The organism is Allobosea sp. AAP35, assembly GCF_001295925.1.
GTDB lineage: Bacteria > Pseudomonadota > Alphaproteobacteria > Rhizobiales > Beijerinckiaceae > Allobosea.
In genome coordinates, this window is record NZ_LJHQ01000010.1 from 14,909 (window position 1) to 37,161 (window position 22,253).

Below are 22,253 nucleotides of genomic sequence, written 5' to 3' on the forward strand. Positions count from 1 at the left end.
CGATCAGCGCGGGGACGCTGCCTCGCGCAGCATGTCGAGCGCGGTCAGCACCGAAAGCCGCCGGATCTCGTCGCGCGACAGGGCACCAAAGCGCATTTCGCGATGCCTTGTCCCAGCGGGGCCACAGCAGGCGAAATGGACGAGGCCAACCGGCTTCTCGGCGCTGCCGCCGCCAGGTCCCGCGACGCCTGTGATGGAAACCGCGTATGTGGCCGACAGGGCTGATCGCCCACCGGCCGCCATCGCCCGCGCCACGGGTTCGCTGACGGCGCCATGGGCGGCGAGCAGCGCGCCCGGCACGTCCGCCAGAGCCGTCTTGGCCTCGTTTGAATAGGTGACGAGGCCACCCAGCACGACGTCGGACGAGCCGGCAATCGCGGTCAGCGCGCCGGCGACCAGCCCGCCGGTGCAGGATTCCACCGTCGCCGCGGTCGCGCCGGTCGCCCGGCAGGCTTCCAGGACAGCGGTGGCGAGGCGTGTCGTCTGCGCGTCGAACATGGCTTCAGCCCTTCGTTTCGGGCAGGCGGATGGTGGCGGTGGCGAGCGCCGCCAGCCCCTCCTTGCGGCCGGTGAACCCCAGGCGCTCCGAGGTCGTTGCCTTGATCGCGACCTTGTCGATCCCGATGCCGGCGGTCGTCGCAATGGCATTGCGCATCGCCTCGCGCTGCGGCCCGACCTTGGGCGCCTCGCAGATGATCGTCAGGTCGAGAAAATCGATCCGCCCGCCACGGGCGAAGACTCGCTGCGCCGCAAATTCGAGGAAGCGCAGCGAGGTCGCGCCGCGCCATTGCGGGTCGCTCGGAGGGAAATGCGTTCCGATATCCCCATCCGCCAGCGCGCCGAGCAGCGCATCGGTGAGCGCATGCAGCGCGACGTCACCATCGGAATGGGCCAGCACGCCGCGCTCATGATCGATGCGCACGCCGCCAAGCCAGACATGATCGCCTTCGGTGAAGGCATGGACATCGTAGCCTGTGCCGACCCGCACGATGAAGGCGCGCTCCGTACCGCCGGCACGGACGAAATCCTCAGGATGGGTGAGTTTCACGTTGGCAGGGTCCCCCGGAAAGGTCGCGACGGAGTGGCCCGCCCATTCCATTAGCGCGGCATCGTCGGTGAAGCCGTCCCGGCCCGCCGCGAAGGCGGCTTCATGCGCGGCCAGCAGCGGGCGGAAGGCGAAGGCTTGCGGCGTCTGGACACTGACGAGCCGGTCGCGTGGCGGCGTTTCGGCGATGACGCCATCGGCATCGATCCGCTTGATCGTATCAGTGACCGGCAAGGCGGGGATCGCCGCCACGCCATCCGGGCCGATCGCCGCGATGGCGCCCTTGACCAGGCTCGCGGAGACGAAAGGGCGCGCTGCATCATGCACCAGAACAACGCCGTCAAAGCCCGCTTCCGCGAGGGCGAGCAGGCCGAGCCGGACCGAATCCTGCCGGGTCAGGCCGCCCTGGGTCGGCGGCGCCAGCCGCTCGTCGACAAGATCGGCGACCGCATCGGCATAGCGGGCCTCGTCGCCTGGCCCGATCACCACCGCAATGCGTGTCAGGACAGGCTGCGCCAAAAAAGGCGCCAGCGCGTGGCGCAGGACCGGCCGTCCGTCAAGCAGGCGATACTGCTTGGGCCCATCGCCGCCTGCCCGGAGGCCCCGGCCGGCGGCGACGACGAGAGCTGCGACCGATCGGCTGTTATCAGGTGGTTCGGCGGGCACGGCGCATGGTCCTGGCTGGAGTCCGGTGATAAGCGCCGCCGTCGCGATCGCCAAGCCCGAAAGGGTGCCGCGTGAAGCGGGGCGGTGATGCGCTGCACTATCTGAAGACAAGCACTTGCGCTCCTGCAGCAATGTCCAATAAATATGCATCATGCCCGTTGCCTTAAATGCAGGCTCTGACGTGACCGTCGCGCCATTTTCAGACCTCGCATCCCGCGCCTTCCTGGCGCCGATGTCCGGCGTGACCGACATCGTCATGCGCCGGATCGCCGCGCGCCATGGCGCTGGTATCGTCGTCTCCGAGATGGTCGCCTCCGACGAATTCGTCCGGGGAAGCGAGGAGGCGCGGCTGCGGGCGGAGGGCGCCGGCGTCTCGCCGCATGTCGTGCAGCTCGCCGGCTGCGATCCGCACTGGCTCGGCGAGGCAGCGCGCCTGGCCGAGGCCAACGGCGCGGCGGTTGTCGACATCAACATGGGCTGCCCGGCCAAGAAGGTCACCGGAGGCTGGGCCGGCTCGGCGCTGATGCGCGATCTCGACCATGCCGTCACCCTGGTCGAGGCTGCGGTGTCCGCCGTCGAGATTCCCGTCACCGTCAAGATGCGGCTGGGCTGGGACGATGCCTCGCGCAACGCGCCCGAGCTGGCGCGCCGCGCGGTCGCCGCCGGTGCGCGGCTGATCACGGTGCATGGCCGCACGCGCCAGCAATTCTACAAGGGAACCGCCGACTGGGCCGCGATCCGTGCCGTGCGCGAGGCAGGGGATTTCCCCCTCGTCGCCAATGGCGATATTCGCGACGTCGCCGATGCGCGGGCCTGCCTGGCGCAGGCGGGGGCGGATTTCGTCATGGTCGGCCGGGCGGCGCTGGGACGGCCTTGGCTGGTCGGCGCGATCGGCGCCGCTTTGGCAGGACGCACACCTGCGAGCCTGACGCTGCCGCAGAAGCTGTCCGTTGCCCTTGAGCATTATGAGGGGCTCCTGAGCCTTCTCGGCCAGGCGCATGGCGTGCGCCATGCGCGCAAGCATCTGGCCGCCTATGCCGATGAGGCGCTTGCCAGCGGCGGCACGGCCGATCCCGAGCGGCGGCGCGTCCTGCTCACATCGGATGATCCGCGCCAGGTGAGCATGGCGCTGGCGCAGCTGTTTTCCCCCGAGTCCAGCCGCGCTGCGGCTTGAACCAAAGGTGTTGCGTATGACGATGGCGTTCGCCGAGAACGGCGGAAAGGGCAGGGACGAACTCCTGCTCGATCCGATCGAGATGCAGGCGCTGAATGTGCTGCCGATGCCGGTGCTTGTCATCGGCGAGGGCCATCGCATCCTTTATGTGAACACCGCCGGCGAGGACTTCTTCCAGTCGAGCGCGGTCGTGCTCAAGCGCCAGCGCATCGACGACCTGATCGCCTTCGGCTCGCCCGTTCTGGCGCTCATCGACGAGGTTCAGCGTCGTGGTTCGAGCGTCAGCGAATACCGGCTTGATCTCGGTTCGCCGCGGCTCGGCGCTGATCGGGTGGTGGATGTTTTTGCATCGCCTTTGCCCAATCAGAGCGATAGCGTCGTGGTTATGCTGCAAGAACGAACAATTGCCGAAAAAATGGACAGACAACTGACCCATCGGGGGGCAGCCAGGTCCATTACAGCGCTGGGTGCCATGCTCGCCCACGAGATCAAAAACCCGCTCTCGGGCATTCGCGGCGCGGCGCAGTTGCTCGAAGCCACGGTTCCCGACGAAGAGCGCATCCTGACGCAGCTGATCTGCGACGAGACCGACCGCATCGTGAAGCTGGTCGAACGCGTCGAACTGTTCGGCGATGAACGTCCCACCGAACGTGATCCGGTCAATGTCCATGACGTGCTCGATCACGTCAAACGTCTGGCACAGTCGGGCTTTGCCCGGCACATCCGCTTCAACGAGATCTATGACCCCTCGCTGCCGCCGGTTTCAGGCAATCGCGACCAACTTGTCCAGGTCCTGCTGAACGTGATGAAGAATGCGGCCGAGGCGATCGGGACGCATGCGATCGACGGCGAGATCACGCTGACGACCGCCTATCGCCCGGGCATCCGGATGCAGTTGGCAGGATCGTCGGGTCGGATCGCGCTGCCGCTCGAGATCGGCATCCGCGACAACGGCCCCGGCGTGCCCTCCGACCTGCTGCCGCACCTGTTCGATCCGTTCGTTACAACCAAGGCTCAGGGCAGTGGCCTTGGACTTGCACTTGTCGCCAAGGTGATCGGGGATCACGGCGGCATCGTCGAGTGCGAGTCCGTCCCCCGCCGCACCACGTTTCGAATTCTGCTGCCCCTGCATCAGCTTCGCGCAAGACAGGCAGTTTAAGGCCTACAGGACCACAGTGAATGCCGACCGGTAACATTCTCGTCGCGGATGACGACGCCGCCATCCGCACCGTCCTCAATCAGGCGCTCGCAAGGGCCGGATATGAAGTTCGAACCACCGGCCAGGCGGCGACGCTCTGGACCTGGGCCGCGCAGGGCTTGGGCGATCTGATCATCACCGATGTGGTGATGCCGGACGGCAATGCCTTCGACCTGCTGCCACGCATAAAGCGCGTCCGGCCCGACCTGCCGATCATCGTCATGAGTGCGCAAAACACCTTCATGACCGCGATCAAGGCGTCTGAACGGGGGGCCTACGAGTATCTGCCCAAGCCCTTCGACCTGAAGGAACTGGTCGCGATCGTCGGCCGCGCCCTGTCGCGGCCCCGCGGCGATGGCGGTCGGGCGCTCGCAACCGAGCCCGACGACATTCCGCTGATCGGCCGCTCCCCGGCAATGCAGGACGTCTATCGCGCGCTCGCCCGCCTGATGCCGATCGACCTGACGGTGATGATCAACGGCGAATCCGGAACCGGCAAGGAGCTCGTCGCGCGGGCGCTGCATGACTACGGCAAGCGCAAGAACGGCCCCTTCGTCGCGATCAACATGGCGGCAATTCCGAAGGACCTGATCGAATCCGAGCTGTTTGGCCATGAGAAGGGCGCTTTCACCGGCGCGTTGACGCGCTCTTCGGGCCGTTTCGAGCAGGCCGAGGGCGGCACGCTCTTCCTCGACGAGATCGGCGACATGCCGATGGAGGCCCAGACGCGGCTGTTGCGCGTGCTCCAGCAGGGTGAATACACCACCGTCGGCGGCCGCACTCCGATCAAGACCAATGTCCGCATCGTGGCGGCCACCAACAAGGACCTGCGTATCTCGATCGCGCAGGGGCTGTTCCGTGAGGATCTGTTCTTCCGGCTGAACGTCGTGCCGATCCGCCTGCCGCCCCTGCGCGAGCGCGTCGAGGACATTCCCGATCTCGCCCGCCATTTCTTCACGCTCGTCGAGAAGGAGGGGTTGCCGCGCAAGCAAATCGATTCGGAAGCGATGGACGTGATGCGTCGCTACCGCTGGCCGGGCAATGTCCGCGAACTGGAGAACCTGGTTCGCCGGCTTGCAGCGCTCTATCCCCAGGAAACCATCACGGCGCCGATCATCGAGGCCGAACTGCAGCCGGCGAGCGCTTCGACCAGCTTCTCAGGAGGGTCGTCGCAGGAGCGCGCCGAGACCTTGTCGGGCTCCGTCGAGCGCCATCTCAACCAGTATTTCGGGGGCTTCGGCGACAATATTCCGCCGCCTGGCCTGTATCACCGGATCTTGCGCGAGGTCGAACCGCCGCTGATCGCAGCCGCGCTTGCAGCCACGCGCGGTAACCAAATCCGTGCCGCCGAACTGCTGGGCCTCAACCGCAATACGCTGCGCAAGAAGATCCGCGAGCTTGACATGCAGGTGGTCCGCTCGCCGCGCTGACCAGGCAAAGGTCGGCCGCCGCCTTTCATATGTCATATTTTGACAACACCGTTGCGTCGGCGCATCAGTGCCGCGCTGTGACCGGACTCGCGTCGAGTTTCGGCCGCCCGGGAGTTGTTCGAGATCGTGTCAGCCTCAGCCAGTGACGTCAGGATCGTGCCGCGCGCCGAGGATACGCCGCGTCGCGTCTCGGGATGGCTTGGTGCGACCGTCGTCGTGTTTGCGCTCGTCTCCGCCCTCGTCACTTTTCTGGTGCTCTCGGGCGTCACTCCGGTTGTTCCTGTCCATGAGGTCGTCGTCGGCGTCTTCGTCCTGAACGGCTTCCTGATCTTGCTGCTGCTGGTGGTCGTCGCCTTCGAAGCGGCGGTGCTGATCCGGGCGCGGCGTGCGGGTGCAGCCGCGGCGGGGCTGCATGTCCGGATCGTCGGGCTCTTCAGCATCATTGCCGCGCTGCCGGCGATTCTGGTCGCGATCATCGCCACGGTGACGATCGAGCGCGGTCTCGAACCCTGGTTCTCGGACCGCATGCGCGACGCGATCTTCCGCTCGGTCGATGTCGCCGACGCCTATGCGGGCGCGCAGTGCCAATCGCTCGGACGGGAGATCCGCCTGCTGGCCGACGATCTGTCGCGTGCCAAGGCGGCCTATGATGTTGACCGCAAATGGTTCGAAACATTCTTGACCGCCCGCGCGACGGCGCTGGGCGTGCCGGTGGTCGCGATCCTGCAGCCGCCCGACAAGGTCCTCGTCCGCGCCAATATCGATGTGCTGCGCGGCGCCCCAAAGCCTGACGAAGCCGCGTTCGAGGACGCTCAGTCGTCCCCCGAACCGATTTGCGTCGTGCCCTCCGCCGGCCGCATCTTCGGTGCGCTGGTCAAGTTGCCGGCCTATGACAATGCCTTTCTGCACATCGCCCGCGAGGTCGATCCGCTTGCGGTCGAATTCCCGGCCGTGGCCCGGGCGGCGGCGGCGGAATATCTGTCGATCGATGCGCGTCGCAAGGGTGTCCAGATTGCCTTCGCCTCGATGTACGGGCTGATCGCCTTCATTCTGCTGCTCTCGGCGATCTGGCTCGGTCTATCCTTCGCCAACGGCCTTGTGGCGCCGATCCGGCGCATGATCCATGCCACCGACCAGGTGTCGAGCGGCAATTTCTACGTTCAGGTGCCGATCCGCCGCTCGGAGGGGGACCTCGCCCATCTCGGCGAGACCTTCAACAAGATGACAGCCGAACTGCGCCGCCAGCGTGATGGTCTAGTCACGGCCAGCGAGGTCATCGACCGCAGGCGGCGCTTCACCGAAACCGTGCTCTCGGGCGTCTCTTCGGGCGTACTCAGCCTGGATGCAGACGGGCACATCACCATCATCAACCGCTCGGCCGAAGCACTTCTGGCGACGGGCGGCCGGCTGCTGGGCGAATCGATCGCATTGGTCGCCCCCGAGATCGCGGCCTTCGTGACCGACGCCTTGCAGGGACGCCAGCGCCAGAGTTCCGGCCAGATCGCGATCACGCGCGGCGGGCGGGACCGCATGGTCAATGTCCGCGCCGTCCGCGAAGGCGAGGGCGTCGGGGCCGGGTTGGTGATCACGTTGGACGACATCACCGACCTCGTCTCGGCCCAGCGCACCGCCGCCTGGGCGGATGTGGCCCGCCGCATCGCCCATGAAATCAAAAACCCGCTGACGCCGATCCAGCTCTCGGCTGAACGCATTCGCCGCAAGTTCGGCCGCGTGATCGTCGAGGACAAGGACATCTTCGATCAGTGCACGGCAACGATCGTGCGCCAGGTCGAGGACATCCGGCGCATGGTCGACGAGTTTTCATCCTTCGCCCGCATGCCGAAGCCGTCGCTCATGCAGGACGACATCGCCGAGACCGTGCGCCAGATCATCTTCCTGATGCGCGTGGGCAACCCTGAACTCACGATCACGGAGAACCTGCCGGAGGGATCGGTCCCGGCCCGGTTCGACCGGCGGCTGGTGTCGCAGGCGCTCACCAATGTCATCAAGAACGCGACGGAAGCGATCGAGGCCGTGCCGATGGACCAGCGCGGCCCGGGTCGCATCGACGTTGTCTTTGAGCGGCGCGAGGATGGACGGCTCGTCATCGATGTCATCGACAACGGCAAGGGCCTGCCGGCAGACCAGCGCCAGAAGCTGCTGGAGCCCTACATGACCACCCGCGAAGGCGGCACCGGGCTCGGTCTCGCCATCGTCGGCAAGATTCTCGAGGACCATGGCGGCGGGATCGAACTGCTGGATCGGCCCGATATGTCCGAGGGACGGCGCGGCGCGCGCGTCAGGCTCTGGTTCCCCGAAGGCGGGCCGCCGGCCGACGAGAACCCGGTGGGCAGCGGCGGCGACCAAGGGCATGGCGCGGCGGCAGGACGTGAAAAGCATGATGGGATACGGGCATGAGCGCTGACATTCTGGTCGTCGATGACGAGACCGACATTCGCGAACTGGTCGCAGGCCTGCTCGAGGACGAAGGCTATCGCACCCGTAAGGCGGGTTCGGCCGACGAGGCGCTCGCCGCCATCGCTGCGCGACGGCCGAACTTGGTCTTCCTCGACATCTGGCTGCAGGGCAGCCGCCTCGACGGACTTCAGGTGCTGGAACTTATCAAGCAGGGCCATCCCGATCTCGCCGTCGTCATGATTTCCGGCCACGGCAACATCGAGACGGCGGTGTCCGCCATCAAGAGCGGCGCCTATGACTTCATTGAGAAGCCCTTCAAGGCCGATCGACTCGTGCTCGTTGCAGAACGTGCGCTCGAGGCGTCGCGGCTGCGCCGCGAGGTTCGCGAACTCAAGAAGGGCTCGGTTCAGGCCAGCCGCATCGTCGGACGTTCGACCACGGTCAACCAATTGCGGCAGACGATCGAGCGCATCGCGCCGACAAATGCGCGCGTGCTGATCACGGGCGAGCCGGGCTGCGGCAAGGAACTGGCCGCGCGCACCCTGCATGAGGCCTCGACGAGGTCCTCGGGGCCCTTTGTCGTGATCAACGCCGCGACGATCACGCCCGAGACGATGGAGGAGGAGTTGTTCGGCGTCGAGGCCGGTGAGGGCCGCTCGCGCCGGGTCGGCGCGCTCGAGGAGGCCCATGGCGGCTCGCTCTATATCGACGAGATTGGCGACATGCCGCGCGAGACCCAGAACCGTATCCTGCGCGTGCTGGTCGACCAGAACTTCCAGCGCGTCGGCGGCGCAACCCGGGTCCATGTCGATGTCCGGATCATCTCCTCGACCAGCCGCGACCTGGCTCAGTTGATCGCCGACGGGCAATTCCGCGAGGATCTCTATCACCGCCTGTCGGTGGTGCCGGTGAAGGTGCCGCCGCTCTCCGAGCGGCGGGAGGATGTGCCGGAACTGATCGAATTCTTCATGGACCAGATCTCGGTTGCATCGGGCCTGCCCAAGCGCCGCATTGGACCGGACGCGATGGCGGTGCTGCAATCGCATGAATGGCCGGGCAACGTCCGAGAGCTGCGCAACAATGTCGAGCGGCTGATGATCCTGACCAAGGGTGATCACACCGCCGACATCACGATCGACATGCTGCCAGCCGAGGTCGGCGCCATGGTCCCGACGACGCCGTCGGGATCGGGCGGCGAACGTCTGATGAGCCTGCCACTGCGCGACGCGCGCGAGATTTTCGAGCGCGAGTATCTGATCGCGCAAATCGCGCGCTTCTCGGGCAACATTTCGCGCACCGCCGAGTTCATCGGCATGGAGCGCTCCGCGCTGCACCGCAAGCTGAAGTCGCTCGGGGTGGGTTGAAACCCTATTTCAGGCGCATTCTGCATGCGTGCCTGCGTGCAGCGCAGGCAATCGCTGCATTGCAAAGCAATGTTGCACTTGCGTTGTCGGCTGACTCGACGATCTAATGAACCGTCGGTGTCTCGAAGCGGCGGGCATTCGCCTGCGCCGCGAACGGGACGAAATGGATCGCGGGCTTGAACCCGATCAGCGATCCCAACAACAGGGGCTACCCATGGCCGCAGAGCGGGCACAAAATCTACAGGACACGTTCCTCAACTATGTACGCAAGCAGAAGATTCCGCTCACCATCTTCCTCGTCAACGGCGTGAAGCTCCAGGGTGTCGTGACCTGGTTTGACAATTTCTGCGTGCTGCTGCGTCGCGACGGGCATTCGCAGCTCGTTTACAAGCACGCCATCTCGACCATCATGCCCGGCCAGCCGGTGCAGCTGTTCGAGCCCGAGGAACAGGACAAGGCCTGACCCCGATGAGCGCCCGCAGCGATGCGGATGAGGCACGGGCGGCTGTGAAGCCGCTCGATGCCATCGAACGCGAGATCGCCGCCAACACCCGCGCCTATGTGATCGGCCCCTACCAGCAGCGCCGCGGCGCCAGCGACGCCAACCAGCGCTCTTTTGCTGCGCGGCTCGACGAGGCGGTGGGGCTGGCTGCCGCCATTGATCTGACTGTCGTCGAGCCAATCCAGGTCATGCTCACCGCGCTGCGGCCGGCGACTTATCTCGGCAAGGGCAAGGTCGAGGAGATCGCCGAGCGCATCAGGATCGAGGAGATCGGCCTAATCGTGATGGATTGCGCGCTGTCGCCGGTCCAGCAGCGCAATCTGGAGAAGGCCTTCGGCTGCAAGGTCATCGACCGCACCGGCCTGATCCTGGAGATCTTCGGCCGCCGCGCGCGCACCAAGGAAGGCGCGCTGCAGGTCGAACTCGCCCATCTCAATTACCAGAAGAGCCGGCTTGTCCGGTCCTGGACCCATCTGGAGCGCCAGCGCGGCGGCTTCGGCTTTCTCGGCGGCCCCGGCGAAACCCAGATCGAGGCCGATCGGCGCATCATCCAGGAGCGCATGACCAAGATCGAGCGCGATCTCGAAGCGGTCAAGCGCACGCGCGGGCTCCACCGCGCCAGCCGCAAGCGCGTGCCTTATCCGGTGGTTGCGCTGGTCGGCTACACCAATGCCGGCAAGTCGACCCTGTTCAACCGCCTGACCTCGGCGGAGGTCCTGGCGCAGGACATGCTGTTTGCCACGCTCGACCCGACCGCGCGCGCGCTCAAGCTGCCGCATGGCGCCAGGATCATGCTGTCGGACACGGTCGGATTCATCTCCGATCTGCCGACGCAGCTCGTCGCCGCCTTCCGCGCCACGCTGGAGGATGCGATCGAGGCCGACGTCCTGCTGCATATCCGCGACGTCGCGCATGAGGACACGCAGGCGCAGGCTGCCGATGTGCAAGCGATCCTGCGCGATCTCGGGATCGACCCCGATGATGGCCAGCGTGTGGTCGAGGTCTGGAACAAATCCGATCTGCTGACCCCGGAGGAGCGAGAGCGCCAGCTCGGTCTGGCCGGGTTGAAGCCTGAAGTCTCGCGTCCGGTTCTGGTATCGGCGGTGACCGGAGACGGCATGGGGCGGCTGACCGACGCGATCGAGATGCGGATCGCCCGCAGCCGGCCGATCTACCGCCTGTCGCTGGCGCCCGGCGACGGGCAATCCTTGGCCTGGCTGCATGCCAATGGCGAGGTTCTCGACCGAAGCGATGCCGAGGACGGCGCCCTGGCCCTGCGGGTGCGGCTCCCGCCGGAGCGAGAAGGGGCCTTCGGGGCGCGATTCCCGCAAGCAGAACGCGACAACTGAAGCCTGCGCGAGGCGCCATCGGATAGCGGCGCGGCTTGCGGCAGCGCAATGCTGCCGGATGGGCGGCGTTCAATGATGATGTCGGCGCGGGCCCAGTGGCGAAGGCGAGGATGCAAGATGGCCACGAGCCATGACGAGGTCGTTGCCTTCCTTAAAGCTGATGCCGAAGCTGGCGTTGCCGATGCCCGCACGATCATAACGCATATCTCGACCGTCCTGCTCATCGGCGAGCGGGCGTTCAAGCTGAAACGGCCCGTCGCGCTGCCTTATGTCGATTTCTCCACGCCGGAGAAGCGGCTGGCGGCTTGCGAGCGCGAATTGCTGCTGAACCGTCGCACAGCGCCGATGCTCTATCTCGCGGTGCACCGCATCACTCGTGAAAGCAACGGGGGGCTGGCGTTCGATGGGGCCGGCCAACTCGTCGATGCCGTGGTCGAGATGGTGCGGTTCGATGGCAACGGGCTGTTCGACACGATGGCCGGGGAGGGCCGGCTCACACCCGCCTTGATGACGGCGCTGGCGCAGCGGATCGCAGCGTTCCATGCCGAAGCCGAGATCGACCGCAGCCGGGGCGGGGCGCGGGCGATGGCGGGCGTGCTGGACATCAATGCGCGCGGCCTCGCGCTGACGAATCTGTTTTCCGCCGAGGATGTCGCCACGCTAAACGGCGCCTGCCAGGCGGCGCTCATCGGCCATGGCGCGCTGTTGGACGCCCGGGGGCGCGAAGGCAAGATCCGTCGCTGCCATGGCGATCTCCACCTGCGCAACATCTGCCTGGTCGATGGCGTTCCGACCCTGTTCGACTGCCTCGAATTCGACGAGGCGCTGGCGACCACGGATGTTCTCTACGACCTCGCCTTTGTGCTGATGGACCTCTGGCATCGGGGCCTGCAAGGCTGTGCCAACACGCTGCTGAACCGCTTTCTGGACGAGACGGGAGACGAGGAGGGCCTGCCGCTGCTGCCCTTCTTCATCGCCGTCCGCGCGACGGTACGGGCCCATGTCGTCGCACTGCAGGCGAGGGGCACAAGCGTTGACGCCGGAGCGCGGCGAGCTGAGGCGCAGTCCTATCTCGATCTGGCGCTGGCCTGCCTTTGGCCTTGCGAACCTCGGCTCGTCGCGGTCGGCGGCTTGTCGGGCTCAGGCAAGTCCTCGGTCGCGGCAGCTGTCGCGCCGGAGATCGGCCCGGTGCCCGGCGCGCGCATTCTCGCCAGCGACCGGCTGCGCAAGAGACGTTTCGGCGTGGCCGCCGAAACGCGGTTGGCGCCCGAGGCCTATCGCCCGGAGGTCTCCGCTGCCGTCTATGCGCAGATGAGCGAGGATGCGGCCCGAATCCTGCGCCTTGGCCATGGCGTCGTCACTGATGCGGTGTTCGACCGTGAGCCGGATCGCGAGCATATCGAAAAGGTCGCCATTCAGGCAGGAGTGCGCTTCCAGGGGCTGTGGCTCGAAGCCGGTCTCGACACACTGATCCGCCGCGTCGAGGCGCGTCGTCATGATGCATCCGATGCGACCGCCGACATCGTCCGCCAGCAGGCAATCCGGCGGCCCACGAGCGTCGGCTGGCCGCGGCTGGACGCCGAGGCGGGTCCCGAGGCGGTCTCCCGGGAAGCGCGCCACATCGTGGGGAGCCGGCCGCCGCGCCTGGCCTGACCCGATCCGAAACGGAGAGGACGCATTCGGCTCCTGACGCTCAGTTCGATCGCATGGTCGTGGATGCGTGACGCCACGAAAGCGCGCCCGGGAGCGGCTGGCTTGATCTTGCTCAAGGCTGACGTGCCGATACGCCCTATCATGCCCTTACATGCAGAAGGACGTTGTCATGGGCATCAAGAGGAACGGCTCGCTCCGGCCCGCGACTCTCGTCTCGGCCGCGGCGGCCGGGCAGGCGGCGGCGTGATCCTGCTGTCCCCCTGCCGGTGAGGAGCCTCGTGATGCCAGTGGGCCACGCCATGCAAGGGGGGTATACCGTCGCGCCTCTGTCGCCGGAGACGAGCGACGCCGCCTTTCTGCTGGTCGGCGCGCTGGCGCCGGGGCTGGGGATCGCGCGCTGGCGGCGCTATTGCGATGGTCCGGACGCTGGCGCGGGCGCAAGCGAGCCCCGGCTTGAGGTTCGTGTCGCGATCAATCCACGCGGGCATGTGCAGGGCTTGTGCCTGTGGTCGCAGGCAAGGCACGCGGTTCATGGCCGCATTCTTGACGTTCCCATCTTCATCGTCGCCAGTGCCGCCGACGAATCCGGCGTCGCGGCGGCGCTCGTGGAGGATCTGTGCACGATCGCCGGCCGGCTCGACTGCGCGGCGCTGCGCATCCGCAGCGAAGCTTCGCCCCGGTTGCTCGCTCAGTTTCAAGTGCCCAAGCGGCGGGATGGCCGCAGCATCGCCCTGATTCTCGATCCCCACCCGCTTCTCGACGCGCCCTGGGGGCCGTCTCAGGACGACAGTTTGCCCGTGAAGACATAGCCGATGCCGCGCACCGACTTGATCAGGGTCGGCCGTTTCGGATCGGACTCGATCTTCTTGCGCAGCCGCGCGATCTGCGCGTCGATCGTGCGGTCGAAGGCTTCGAGGCTGCGGCCATGGGTGAGATCCATCAGCACGTCGCGCGAAAACACCCGGCCAGGATAGCGCGCCAGCGCCGCCAGCATCTCGAACTCGCCGGTGGTGAGAATGATTTCCCTGTTGTCGGCCGTGACGAGTTGCCGGCAGCCGAGATCCAGCCGCCACCCCTCGAAATGGATGGTTTCATCCGCCGCAACGCGCGCCGGCGCCGCAGGCTGCCGGCGCCGCAGGACGGTCCGCAGCCGCGCCAGGACCTCGCGCAGGTGAAACGGCTTGGGGATGTAGTCGTCTGCACCGATCTCGAGACCGACGATCCTGTCGACGACGTCGTCGCGCCCGGTCAGCATGATGATCGGGACATCCGAGCGGGCGCGAACCTCGCGCGCCAGCATCAGGCCGTCCTCGCCACCGGGCAGGATGAGGTCGAGCAGGATGATGTCAATCGTCAGCCGCTGCAGACAGTCGCGCATCGCCGCGCCGTCGGCGGCGGCCGTGACGCGATAGCCTTCATCTTCGAAGTAGGAGATCAGCATCTGCCGAATGCGAACATCGTCATCCACGACCAGGATGTGTTCGTTGCGGGCTGGCTCGGTCATATCGGGCCGTTCGATTCCTTCGCCGACATCCGCGTCACAAACCGTCACATTTTCGCACGGGCTGTTACCGTGGCGGCGTTCGGCCGTTACCGGACTCGGTTCAATTCGGCACGTCGATCAATTGAAGGATGACGCGCCGATGCTTTCGCAAGCCACCATGTCACAGCCGCACGCGGCTGTCAGGCAATTCGCGACGGTTAAGCCCCGGGCCAGCCTCAACAGCCTGTTCGGCGGCCAGCCGATCGAGACCTTCGAGCCCGGTACCGCCGTGTTCTGGGAGGGCGACGAGGCGCGCCATGTCTTCGAGGTCGTGGAGGGCGTGCTGCGGGTGTTCCGCATTCTCAGCGACGGGCGCCGCGTCATCACCGGCTTCCTCTACCCCGGCGATCTGCTCGGGGTCTCGCTGAAGGAGCAGTACCTCTACACCGCCGAAGCCGTGACCCGCACAAAACTGCGGCGTTACGAGCATGGGCGCTTCCAGGACGAGATCAACCGTTCCCCCGAGCTTCGCCCGCAACTCTTCGCCTGCCTCTGCGACGAGATGGCCGCGGCCCAGGACCAGATGGTCCTGCTCGCCCGCAAGAGCGCCGAGGAGCGCGTCGCGAGCTTTCTGCTTGTGATCGCGAGGCGGCTGCTGGGCGACGAGCGCCAGCCGGTGATCGAGATCCCGATGACGCGGCTCGACATGGCCGACTATCTCGGCCTGACGATCGAGACGGTATCGCGCACGATGACGCGGCTGACCAATTGCGGCGTCATCGCGCCCAGCAGCCGCCACGCGATGGTTGTGCGCAAACTCGGCAAGCTCGCCGTTCTTGCAGGGGAGGGTGATGCCGACGATAAATGCGCGGCCGGATTCGGCGGGGTCCAGCAGGCGGTCTGGCCGAACTGAACGAGAGCGTCGAGGTTTCGTCGAGATATGAGAGACACGACTGCGAGCGAGTTCAGCCTCGAGGATTTCGCGCGCATTCTCGACAGCGCCAACATCATCGTCCACGGGTTTGACGGCGTCGTCACCCGCTGGACCAGCGGCTCGGAGGCGCTCTATGGCTGGTCGCGGGCAGAGGCGCTCGGCCAGATCGCCTTTGACCTGCTCGAGACGGTGTTTCCGCAGCCGCTGGCGGACATCGCGGCGCATCTGCGCAAGGATGGCGTCTGGACCGGGGAGCTGACACAGCGCCGGAAGGACGGCACGGTGATTTCTGTCGCCAGCCGTTGGGTCGTGACCGATTCGCGCGGGGGCGACGATTTCGCCATCGTCGAAACCAATGTCGACGTCAGCGATCTGCGCACGATGCAGGCCCATCTCGTCGCGCGCGAGGCGCATCTGCGCTCGATCCTGGACACGGTTCCCGAGGCGATGGTGGTCATCGACGACAAGGGCACCATCACCTCCTTCAGTGCCGCGGCCGAGCGGCTCTTCGGCTACGACACCAGCGAAGCGGTCGGGCGCAATGTCCGCATGCTGATGCCGCAGCCGGACTGCGACCGCCATGACGGCTACATGAACCGCTATCTCGACACCGGAGAGCGTCGCATCATCGGCTATGGCCGGGTCGTCACCGGTCAGAAGAAGGACGGCACGCATTTTCCGATGGAGCTGGCGATCGGCGAGGCGCGCGCCGCCGGCCGCCGGATCTTCACCGGCTTCATCCGCGACCTGACGAGCCGCCACAGGATCGAGGAGGAGCTGCGCCAGGCTCACAAGATGGAAGCCGTCGGCCAGCTCACCGGCGGCATCGCCCATGATTTCAACAACCTTCTCACCGTGGTCAGCGGCAATCTCGAGATGATCGAGCGGCGCCTCACAGACGACCGCTCGCGCGCCTTGCTGCGCGAGGCGCAAAGCGCGGCCGAGGACGGCGCCAAGCTGACCGCGCAACTGCTCGCCTTCGGGCGCAAGCAGCCGCTCAACGCCAAGCTCGCCGATGTCGGCCAGCTCGTCTCGCAGTTCTCGCATCTGCTGCGCCGCGCACTCGGCGAGGCGATCGAGCTGCGCACCATCGTGTCGGGCTCGCCGGGCACCGCGCTGGTCGATTCGTCGCAGCTCCAGAACGCCCTGCTCAATCTCGCGCTGAACGCTCGCGACGCGATGCCGCGCGGCGGGCGCCTGACCGTCGAGATCTCGACCGCCCGGCTCGATTCCGATTATGCGAGCATGTATCCGGACGTCCGGACCGGCAGCTATGTGCTGATTGCCGTCACCGATACCGGCAGCGGCATGTCGGCCGAGGTCCGCCAGCGCGCTTTCGAGCCGTTCTTCACCACCAAGGGCGTCGGGGCGGGCACCGGGTTGGGGCTCAGCATGGTCTATGGCTTCACCAAGCAGTCGGGCGGGCATGTCCAGCTCTATAGCGAGGTCGGGCAGGGGACGAGCGTGCGGCTGTTCCTGCCGGCGGCCAGCGCGGCGTTGCGAGACGTCCCGCCGACGGTGTCGGAGGGCCACGCGCCTCAGACAAGGCTGCCTGGTGGATCCGAGACGATTCTCGTGGTTGAGGACGATGCGCGGGTGCGGCGGGTCGCCGTCGCGCGGCTCGAGGATACCGGCTACCGCGTGCTGGAGGCAAAAACCGCCGCCGAGGCCCTGCGGATGCTGGCGTCCCACCCCGAGATCGCCCTGCTCTTCACGGATATCGTCATGCCCGGCGGCATGTCGGGCGACGAATTGGCGCGCGAAGCCCGCCTGCTGATGCCTGCTCTCAAGATCATCATGACCTCGGGCTTTGCCGAGCCGAGTGTCGTGGTGCGGGAATTTGCGGCCGAAGCGAGCTGGCTAAAGAAGCCTTACAGCGCGATGGAACTGGCGGTCCGCATCCGCGATTTGCTCGACGAGCGCCCCGCCGCTTAGGCTTGCTTTGCGTCCTCCGGCTCGTCCGGCTCGGCCTGCGGCAGTGATCGCAGGCTGATAACATCGACGCCGGCATCTTGCAGGAGCGCACGGCCGCCCATCCCCTCGAGTTCGAAGACGAACATCGCCCTGTCGCAGGGGCCCCCGAGGCGGCGGATGAGCCTGATGGCGGCCAGTGCGGTTCCTCCCGTCATCAGGCAATCATCGACGATCGCCACGCGGCGCCCGTCGATCCGGCTTGCCCTGGAGATCGCCACGCCGTCGCCGAGTTCGTAATTCGCCATCAGGGTGCGGATCACCTCGACCCTGATCGAGCCGACCTTGCGAATATCGAGCAGACCAAGACCATTGCGATAGGCCAACGCGCCGGCGATCCCCAACCCGCCGACATCGAGGCCAGCGACGATCTCGCTGTCGTCCGCCATGCGCTCGCCCAGCGCATCGACCAGCTCTCGTGTTGCGGCGGCGTCGGTGGCCAAGGGGGACAGATCGGGAAAATCGATCCCTGGTCCCGGATGGTTGCGCCAACGGCGGTATCGCACCGAAACGCTGGTGCCGTCGGTGCGGTCGATGGTCGTGACACGTTCCATGAAGCCCTGCGCCCCATCTCGCCGGTTCCCGCGCCTTCCTATGGCACGAGCGTCACCACGATCAACGGGCATGATGCAGCGGTAACGGAGCGCCGTCTTGCGGGCACGGCGCAGGAGACGCGGCACGCCGACCTTCGATGGCCCGCCCGGAAGTCATGGCTTGACATGAGCTGACGCATAGCCGACGCCTAGCCTCCACGCATCCTATTGAATGCACTAGCTTTTTTGAATTATTCCAAGGAGAAGGCGGTGACGTCCTTCAAGCTTCCGCGCTGGGTTTTGGCACGTTTTTACGCCGGCCCGCATCATGCGGCCATGGTGCTCGTCTGCCTGGCTGCGAGCCTGGCTCCCTTGCGGGCCCAGTCGGTTCCGCAGGCCCCGCCCGTGCTTCAGGGCGTGCCGATGACGGCGCTGCCGCCGGCTCCGCCTGCCGCCGGCATCGCGCCGCCCAGCGCCGCGCACCCCGCCGCACCGACAGTCATCCCGGTGCAAGCGCCGTCCGCCGTCCAGCCCGCCGTCCAGCCCGCCGCGCAACCGCCCGCCTTGCCGACGTTGCCGCATGATCTGTCGCCCTGGGGCATGTTCATGGCGGCCGACATCGTCGTGAAGGCGGTGATGGTGGGGCTGGCCTTCGCTTCGGTGGTGACCTGGACGGTCTGGCTTGCCAAGGCGCTCGAACTGGCGAGCGCCAAGTCCACTGCAGGACGCGGCGTGCGCCGGCTCCAATCCGCAGCCGACCTGCGCGAAGCGTCGGCGACCATCGCCGGCAAGGGCGGGCGGCTGCGCGGTGACGTCGGAGCACTGCTTTCAGCTGCACTCGACGAGACAGGGCGGTCTTCAGATCTGGGCGAAGACGGCATCAAGGAACGGGTCTCGATCGCACTGTCACGCATCGAGGCGCGGGCCGGGCGCTCCATGGCGCGTGGCACCGGTCTTCTGGCCACGATCGGCTCGACCGCGCCCTTCGTTGGACTGTTCGGCACGGTCTGGGGGATCATGAATTCCTTCGTCGCCATCAGCCAGTCCAAGACCACCAACCTCGCCGTGGTGGCGCCGGGCATCGCGGAGGCGCTGCTGGCGACCGCCATCGGGCTGGTTGCCGCGATCCCGGCGGTGATCATCTACAACGTGTTCGCTCGGGCGATCGCCGGCTACAGGGCGCTGCTCTCGGACGCTTCCGGTGAGATCCTGCAGCATCTGTCGCGCGATCTCGAGCGCCAGCGCCGCCAGATTGCCGCCGCAGCGATGCCGGCGCCAGCGCCGACGCGCGCGCCACTGCATGCGGTCGCGCCCGCCTCCGCGCTACCGCGCGTCCATGCGGAGTAGACCATGGCCGTTTCCCTCAAGGACTCGCATGACGGCGATCTCGGCGAGGTCAGCGACATCAACGTCACGCCCTTCATCGACGTGATCCTCGTGCTGCTGATCATCTTCATGGTCGCCGCTCCGCTCTCCACGGTCGATGTCGCCGTCGATCTCCCGGTCTCGAATGCGCAGCCTCAGCCGCGTCCGGACGCCCCGATCTTCCTCACCGTGAAGAGCGATCTCTCGCTCACGCTCGGCAATGATGGCGTGCCGCGCGAGGCGCTGGGCGCCACTCTAGACCGCCAGACCAGCAACGACCGCGAACAACGCGTCTTCCTGCGCGCCGACGGAGCCGTCGCCTACCGCGAATTGATGGGGGTGATGAACCTGCTGCGGCAGGCGGGCTATCTGAAGATCGGGCTGGTCGGCCTTGAGGACATGGGGCAGGGCGCTGACCAGGCAGCGCCCGCAGGCGGAGCGCTCCAGCAATGAAAACGCTCGCGGATACGGCCGGCCGCATGAACATTGCCGGCTCAAGGCTCTGGCCAGCCGTTCTGCGCTGGTCCCTGGCCATTCTTATCGTGGCCGGCGGACATGGTGTGGCTGGCTGGATGATCGTGACCTGGCAGCGCGCAGAGGCCGCCATGGGAACGCCCCCCGCCGCCGTGATGATCGAACTGGCGCCGATGGCTGTCGCTCCAGAGGCGCCACCGCAGGAGGCCGCCCCCGGTCCCGAGATGGTCGAGGCCCAGCCCGAACCGCAGCCGGAACCCGTCATCGAGAAACCGCCGGAGCCGGACCCCCCGCCGCCTGAACCGGAACCTGTCGTCGAACCTCCGCCGGTCGAGCCGCCGCCGGTCGTCGAACCGCAGCCCGTCGCCCAGCCGGAACCGGAGATCAGGATCCCGGAACTGCCGATACTGCCTGATGCAGCCGCCGTGCTGGCTCCGCCGCCACCGCCTCCCAAGCCGCGCCCCAAGGTCGTGGAGCGCAAGCCGCCGCCCAAGCGTGTGGTTGAGCGCCGCAAGCCAGTCAACCAGGACAAGCCCCCGGCCGAGCGCACGAGTGCGCCCATCGCGCAGGCGCAGCCCGCGCCGGCCGCTGCAGCACCATCACGGGGCGCGTCATCGGCGACCTCGGCCTCGGCGGCGAGCTGGCGCGGGACGCTGCTGGCACATCTCAACCGGTACAAGCGCTTCCCCGACGGAGCCAACCCGGGCACCGTCCAGGTCTCCTTCAGCATCGACCGTTCGGGCCGTGTGCTGGCCGCGCGTCTCGTCAGGAGTTCGGGCGATCGCGCACTCGACGACGAGGCGGTGGCGATGATCCGCCGCGCCAGTCCGCTTCCCGCCCCACCGGAAGGGCTGGGCGGCAGCGCGATCGCGCTCGCCGTGCCAGTGAAGTTTTCACGCTGAGGGTGATCTGTTGGACCGGCGGCGGCAGGCGCGCGCGACGCGGCCGCCTGATCGGTGAGATCGTCGACGCCACAAAAAAAGGGCCGCGCGTGAGCGCAGCCCAAGTCTAGGGAGGAAACGCCCAAGGAGGGCGACGCAGCATCGCTGCTGCGGTGCACCAGACATAGGGAGGGCCTCCCCATTCGACAAGCGCAAAAGGACAGCATGCTTGTCCTATTTTTGGGCACGCAGGTAGATCGGTTACGGCTCCGCCCACGGACTGTGACATGGACGGCCGTAGGGCCCCCTGACCGCCCCTGCCGTTTCGCGGAGCTGCCGCTTATTGGCGCTTCACCGTTTCGTCCCGCTGCCTCGGGGACGCGCAATGCCTGCCGCTAATTCAGCGTTGACAGGGCTGCGGAGCGTCCTCAGTTTCATAGGCATACAAACGAATTTGCTGGCTGACGCAAAGTCGATGGCATGCGACATCTGTCAGCGAACCAGTCCGTTGAAGAATCCTGGGGCACCCGCCACCGGGGCAGATAGGGGAACAGCAATGACGATCGACCGTCGGAGTCTTCTGGCCGGCGCTTCTGCCGGAGCCACGATGCTCGCCCTGCCAACATGGGCCGCCGCGCAGGGAGCCGGGCCCATCAAGGTGGGTGAGATCAACAGCTATACCGCCCAGCCCGCCTTTCTGAAGCCCTATCGCCAGGGCTGGGAATTGGCACTGGAGCAGATCAACGCCGGGGGCGGCGTGCTCGGCCGCAAGATCGAGACGATCTTTCGCGACGATGGCGGCAAGCCGGAGGATGCCGTGCGCCACGCCGGCGATCTGATCAATGCCGAGAAGGTCGATCTGCTCTCGGGCGGGTTCCTCTCCAATGTCGGCCTCGCGATCGCCGACTTTGCCAACCAGAACAAGCGCCTCTATGTCGCCTCGGAGCCATTGTCCGATGCGCTCGTCTGGGCGCGGGGCAACCGCTACACCTTCCGCTTGAGGCCCTCGACCTATATGCAGGCCGCGATGCTGGTCGAGGAAGCCGCCAAGCTCCCGGCCAAGAAATGGGCGGTGGTTGCCCCGAACTACGAATACGGCCAGTCGGCCGTGAAGTGGTTCAAGGAACTGCTCAAGAAGGCCAAGCCCGATGTCGAGTTCGTCGCGGAGCAGTTTCCTGCGCTCGGCCGCATCGATGCCGGCGCCACCGTGCAGGCGCTGGAAGCTTCGAAGCCCGACGCCATCTTCAACGTCACATTCGGCGGCGACCTGACCAATTTCGTGCGCCAGGGCAATACGCGCGGCCTGTTCGAGGGCCGCACCGTCGTCTCGATGCTGACCGGCGAGCCGGAATATCTCGATCCGCTCAGCGCCGAGGCCCCCGTGGGCTGGATCGTCACCGGCTATCCCCAGGCCGACATCAAGACCCCGGAACACGTCAAGTTCCGCGAGGCCTATATGAAGAAGTTCAATGATTATCCGCGCCTGGGCTCGGTGGTCGGTTTCGACACGATGAACTCGATCGCCGCCGCCCTGACCAAGGCCGGCTCGACCGACACCGAGAAGCTTGTCGAGGCGCTCAAGGGTCTGAAATTCCCCTCCGCCTTCGGGGCGGCCGAGTATCGCGCGGTCGATCACCAGTCGACGCTGGGCGCCTATGTCGGCAAGACCGCGCTCAAGGACGGCAAGGGCGTGATGGTCGACTGGCGCTATGCCGACGGGGCGAAGTATCTGCCGAGCGATGCCGAGGTGAAGGCGCTGCGGCCGGCGGGGTAGGTGGTATCCCGATCGCAATCGAAACGCCGTCATTCCGGA

19 protein-coding genes are annotated in these 22,253 nt (G+C 66.6%); 15 read left to right on the forward strand and 4 right to left on the reverse strand.

All coding sequences use genetic code 11. The annotated features are described in order from the left end of the window. Window positions 1-3: 3 nt before the first annotated feature. Both IP69_RS04740 and IP69_RS04745 read right to left on the reverse strand, forming a co-directional pair. A complete protein-coding gene (locus tag IP69_RS04740; protein ID WP_054141678.1) occupies window positions 4-498 on the reverse strand; it encodes a nicotinamide-nucleotide amidohydrolase family protein in 495 nt (164 codons plus the stop codon). 4 nt (window positions 499-502) lie between these two features. After that, window positions 503-1,711, reverse strand: coding sequence for a bifunctional 2-C-methyl-D-erythritol 4-phosphate cytidylyltransferase/2-C-methyl-D-erythritol 2,4-cyclodiphosphate synthase (locus tag IP69_RS04745; RefSeq protein ID WP_054141765.1), 1,209 nt, complete (start codon window positions 1,709-1,711; stop codon window positions 503-505). A 181-nt stretch (window positions 1,712-1,892) separates the two neighbouring features. On the opposite strand from IP69_RS04745, the gene dusB reads away from it, so the two are divergent. The 9 genes from dusB to IP69_RS04790 all read left to right on the forward strand — a co-directional run bounded on the left by dusB (window position 1,893) and on the right by IP69_RS04790 (window position 13,608). Beyond that, the gene (dusB, locus tag IP69_RS04750; RefSeq protein ID WP_282568228.1) at window positions 1,893-2,885 is read left to right on the forward strand and encodes a tRNA dihydrouridine synthase DusB; all 993 of its coding nucleotides are present in this window, start codon (window positions 1,893-1,895) and stop codon (window positions 2,883-2,885) included. Between the two features lie 82 nt (window positions 2,886-2,967). Then, on the forward strand, window positions 2,968-4,044 hold the full coding sequence (locus IP69_RS04755) for an ATP-binding protein (RefSeq protein ID WP_054141766.1): 1,077 nt from the start codon (window positions 2,968-2,970) through the stop codon (window positions 4,042-4,044). A gap of 20 nt (window positions 4,045-4,064) precedes the next feature. Continuing rightward, window positions 4,065-5,513, forward strand: coding sequence for a nitrogen regulation protein NR(I) (gene ntrC, locus IP69_RS04760; RefSeq protein ID WP_054141680.1), 1,449 nt, complete (start codon window positions 4,065-4,067; stop codon window positions 5,511-5,513). 126 nt (window positions 5,514-5,639) lie between these two features. Then, window positions 5,640-7,931, forward strand: coding sequence for a PAS domain-containing sensor histidine kinase (locus IP69_RS04765; protein WP_248306708.1), 2,292 nt, complete (start codon window positions 5,640-5,642; stop codon window positions 7,929-7,931). Continuing rightward, window positions 7,928-9,295: a sigma-54 dependent transcriptional regulator gene (locus tag IP69_RS04770; protein WP_054141682.1), complete on the forward strand. Its 1,368-nt coding sequence runs from the start codon at window positions 7,928-7,930 to the stop codon at window positions 9,293-9,295. Before IP69_RS04765 ends, IP69_RS04770 begins: the two co-directional genes overlap by 4 nt. Window positions 9,296-9,509: 214 nt before the next feature. Beyond that, the gene (hfq, locus tag IP69_RS04775; protein WP_054141683.1) at window positions 9,510-9,758 is read left to right on the forward strand and encodes an RNA chaperone Hfq; all 249 of its coding nucleotides are present in this window, start codon (window positions 9,510-9,512) and stop codon (window positions 9,756-9,758) included. 5 nt (window positions 9,759-9,763) lie between these two features. Further along, window positions 9,764-11,146, forward strand: coding sequence for a GTPase HflX (gene hflX, locus IP69_RS04780; RefSeq protein WP_054141684.1), 1,383 nt, complete (start codon window positions 9,764-9,766; stop codon window positions 11,144-11,146). 117 nt (window positions 11,147-11,263) lie between these two features. Then, window positions 11,264-12,799, forward strand: a complete 1,536-nt coding sequence (locus IP69_RS04785) for a bifunctional aminoglycoside phosphotransferase/ATP-binding protein (protein ID WP_054141685.1) — start codon at window positions 11,264-11,266, stop codon at window positions 12,797-12,799. A gap of 281 nt (window positions 12,800-13,080) precedes the next feature. After that, a complete protein-coding gene (locus tag IP69_RS04790) occupies window positions 13,081-13,608 on the forward strand; it encodes a hypothetical protein (RefSeq protein ID WP_156323289.1) in 528 nt (175 codons plus the stop codon). Here IP69_RS04790 and IP69_RS04795 read toward each other — a convergent pair. Then, window positions 13,578-14,303 (reverse strand): response regulator, encoded by a 726-nt coding sequence (locus IP69_RS04795; RefSeq protein WP_054141687.1) that lies wholly within the window; start codon window positions 14,301-14,303, stop codon window positions 13,578-13,580. The two genes, IP69_RS04790 and IP69_RS04795, sit on opposite strands and share 31 nt — an antisense overlap. Before the next feature lie 157 nt (window positions 14,304-14,460). On the opposite strand from IP69_RS04795, the gene IP69_RS04800 reads away from it, so the two are divergent. Together IP69_RS04800 and IP69_RS04805 are read left to right on the forward strand one after the other, a co-directional pair. Beyond that, window positions 14,461-15,195 (forward strand): helix-turn-helix domain-containing protein, encoded by a 735-nt coding sequence (locus IP69_RS04800; RefSeq protein WP_054141767.1) that lies wholly within the window; start codon window positions 14,461-14,463, stop codon window positions 15,193-15,195. Window positions 15,196-15,222: 27 nt separating this feature from the next. Next, window positions 15,223-17,151 carry a PAS domain-containing sensor histidine kinase gene (locus IP69_RS04805; protein WP_054141688.1) on the forward strand — a complete coding sequence of 643 codons (1,929 nt, stop codon included), beginning with the start codon at window positions 15,223-15,225 and terminating at the stop codon, window positions 17,149-17,151. Here IP69_RS04805 and IP69_RS04810 read toward each other — a convergent pair. Then, entirely contained in the window at window positions 17,148-17,741 is a 594-nt protein-coding gene (locus tag IP69_RS04810; protein ID WP_054141689.1) for a phosphoribosyltransferase family protein, read from the reverse strand. The genes IP69_RS04805 and IP69_RS04810 overlap by 4 nt on opposite strands. A 249-nt stretch (window positions 17,742-17,990) precedes the next feature. Here IP69_RS04810 and exbB point away from each other — a divergent pair, with 249 nt between their 5' ends. The 4 genes from exbB to IP69_RS04830 all read left to right on the forward strand — a co-directional run bounded on the left by exbB (window position 17,991) and on the right by IP69_RS04830 (window position 22,214). Beyond that, window positions 17,991-19,067 (forward strand): tonB-system energizer ExbB, encoded by a 1,077-nt coding sequence (exbB, locus tag IP69_RS04815; RefSeq protein ID WP_248306709.1) that lies wholly within the window; start codon window positions 17,991-17,993, stop codon window positions 19,065-19,067. A gap of 3 nt (window positions 19,068-19,070) precedes the next feature. Beyond that, a complete protein-coding gene (gene exbD, locus IP69_RS04820) occupies window positions 19,071-19,538 on the forward strand; it encodes a TonB system transport protein ExbD (protein ID WP_054141690.1) in 468 nt (155 codons plus the stop codon). After that, window positions 19,535-20,461, forward strand: coding sequence for a TonB family protein (locus IP69_RS22475; protein ID WP_082358972.1), 927 nt, complete (start codon window positions 19,535-19,537; stop codon window positions 20,459-20,461). The genes exbD and IP69_RS22475 overlap by 4 nt, the downstream gene beginning before the upstream one ends. 586 nt (window positions 20,462-21,047) lie before the next feature. Further along, window positions 21,048-22,214 carry an ABC transporter substrate-binding protein gene (locus IP69_RS04830; RefSeq protein ID WP_197279679.1) on the forward strand — a complete coding sequence of 389 codons (1,167 nt, stop codon included), beginning with the start codon at window positions 21,048-21,050 and terminating at the stop codon, window positions 22,212-22,214. Window positions 22,215-22,253: the final 39 nt, after the last annotated feature.

What these genes read in the sequence shown, in the direction of transcription:
- IP69_RS04740 (WP_054141678.1), bottom strand. Translation starts at nt 498, where the DNA reads ATGTTCGACGCGCAGACGACACGCCTCGCCACCGCTGTCCTGGAAGCC.
- IP69_RS04755 (WP_054141766.1), top strand. Translation starts at nt 2,968, where the DNA reads ATGCAGGCGCTGAATGTGCTGCCGATGCCGGTGCTTGTCATCGGCGAG.
- ntrC (WP_054141680.1), top strand. Translation starts at nt 4,065, where the DNA reads ATGCCGACCGGTAACATTCTCGTCGCGGATGACGACGCCGCCATCCGC.
- IP69_RS04770 (WP_054141682.1), top strand. Translation starts at nt 7,928, where the DNA reads ATGAGCGCTGACATTCTGGTCGTCGATGACGAGACCGACATTCGCGAA.
- hfq (WP_054141683.1), top strand. Translation starts at nt 9,510, where the DNA reads ATGGCCGCAGAGCGGGCACAAAATCTACAGGACACGTTCCTCAACTAT.
- hflX (WP_054141684.1), top strand. Translation starts at nt 9,764, where the DNA reads ATGAGCGCCCGCAGCGATGCGGATGAGGCACGGGCGGCTGTGAAGCCG.
- IP69_RS04785 (WP_054141685.1), top strand. Translation starts at nt 11,264, where the DNA reads ATGGCCACGAGCCATGACGAGGTCGTTGCCTTCCTTAAAGCTGATGCC.
- IP69_RS04790 (WP_156323289.1), top strand. Translation starts at nt 13,081, where the DNA reads ATGCCAGTGGGCCACGCCATGCAAGGGGGGTATACCGTCGCGCCTCTG.
- IP69_RS04795 (WP_054141687.1), bottom strand. Translation starts at nt 14,303, where the DNA reads ATGACCGAGCCAGCCCGCAACGAACACATCCTGGTCGTGGATGACGAT.
- IP69_RS04800 (WP_054141767.1), top strand. Translation starts at nt 14,461, where the DNA reads ATGTCACAGCCGCACGCGGCTGTCAGGCAATTCGCGACGGTTAAGCCC.
- IP69_RS04805 (WP_054141688.1), top strand. Translation starts at nt 15,223, where the DNA reads ATGAGAGACACGACTGCGAGCGAGTTCAGCCTCGAGGATTTCGCGCGC.
- IP69_RS04810 (WP_054141689.1), bottom strand. Translation starts at nt 17,741, where the DNA reads ATGGAACGTGTCACGACCATCGACCGCACCGACGGCACCAGCGTTTCG.
- exbD (WP_054141690.1), top strand. Translation starts at nt 19,071, where the DNA reads ATGGCCGTTTCCCTCAAGGACTCGCATGACGGCGATCTCGGCGAGGTC.
- IP69_RS22475 (WP_082358972.1), top strand. Translation starts at nt 19,535, where the DNA reads ATGAAAACGCTCGCGGATACGGCCGGCCGCATGAACATTGCCGGCTCA.
- IP69_RS04830 (WP_197279679.1), top strand. Translation starts at nt 21,048, where the DNA reads ATGCTCGCCCTGCCAACATGGGCCGCCGCGCAGGGAGCCGGGCCCATC.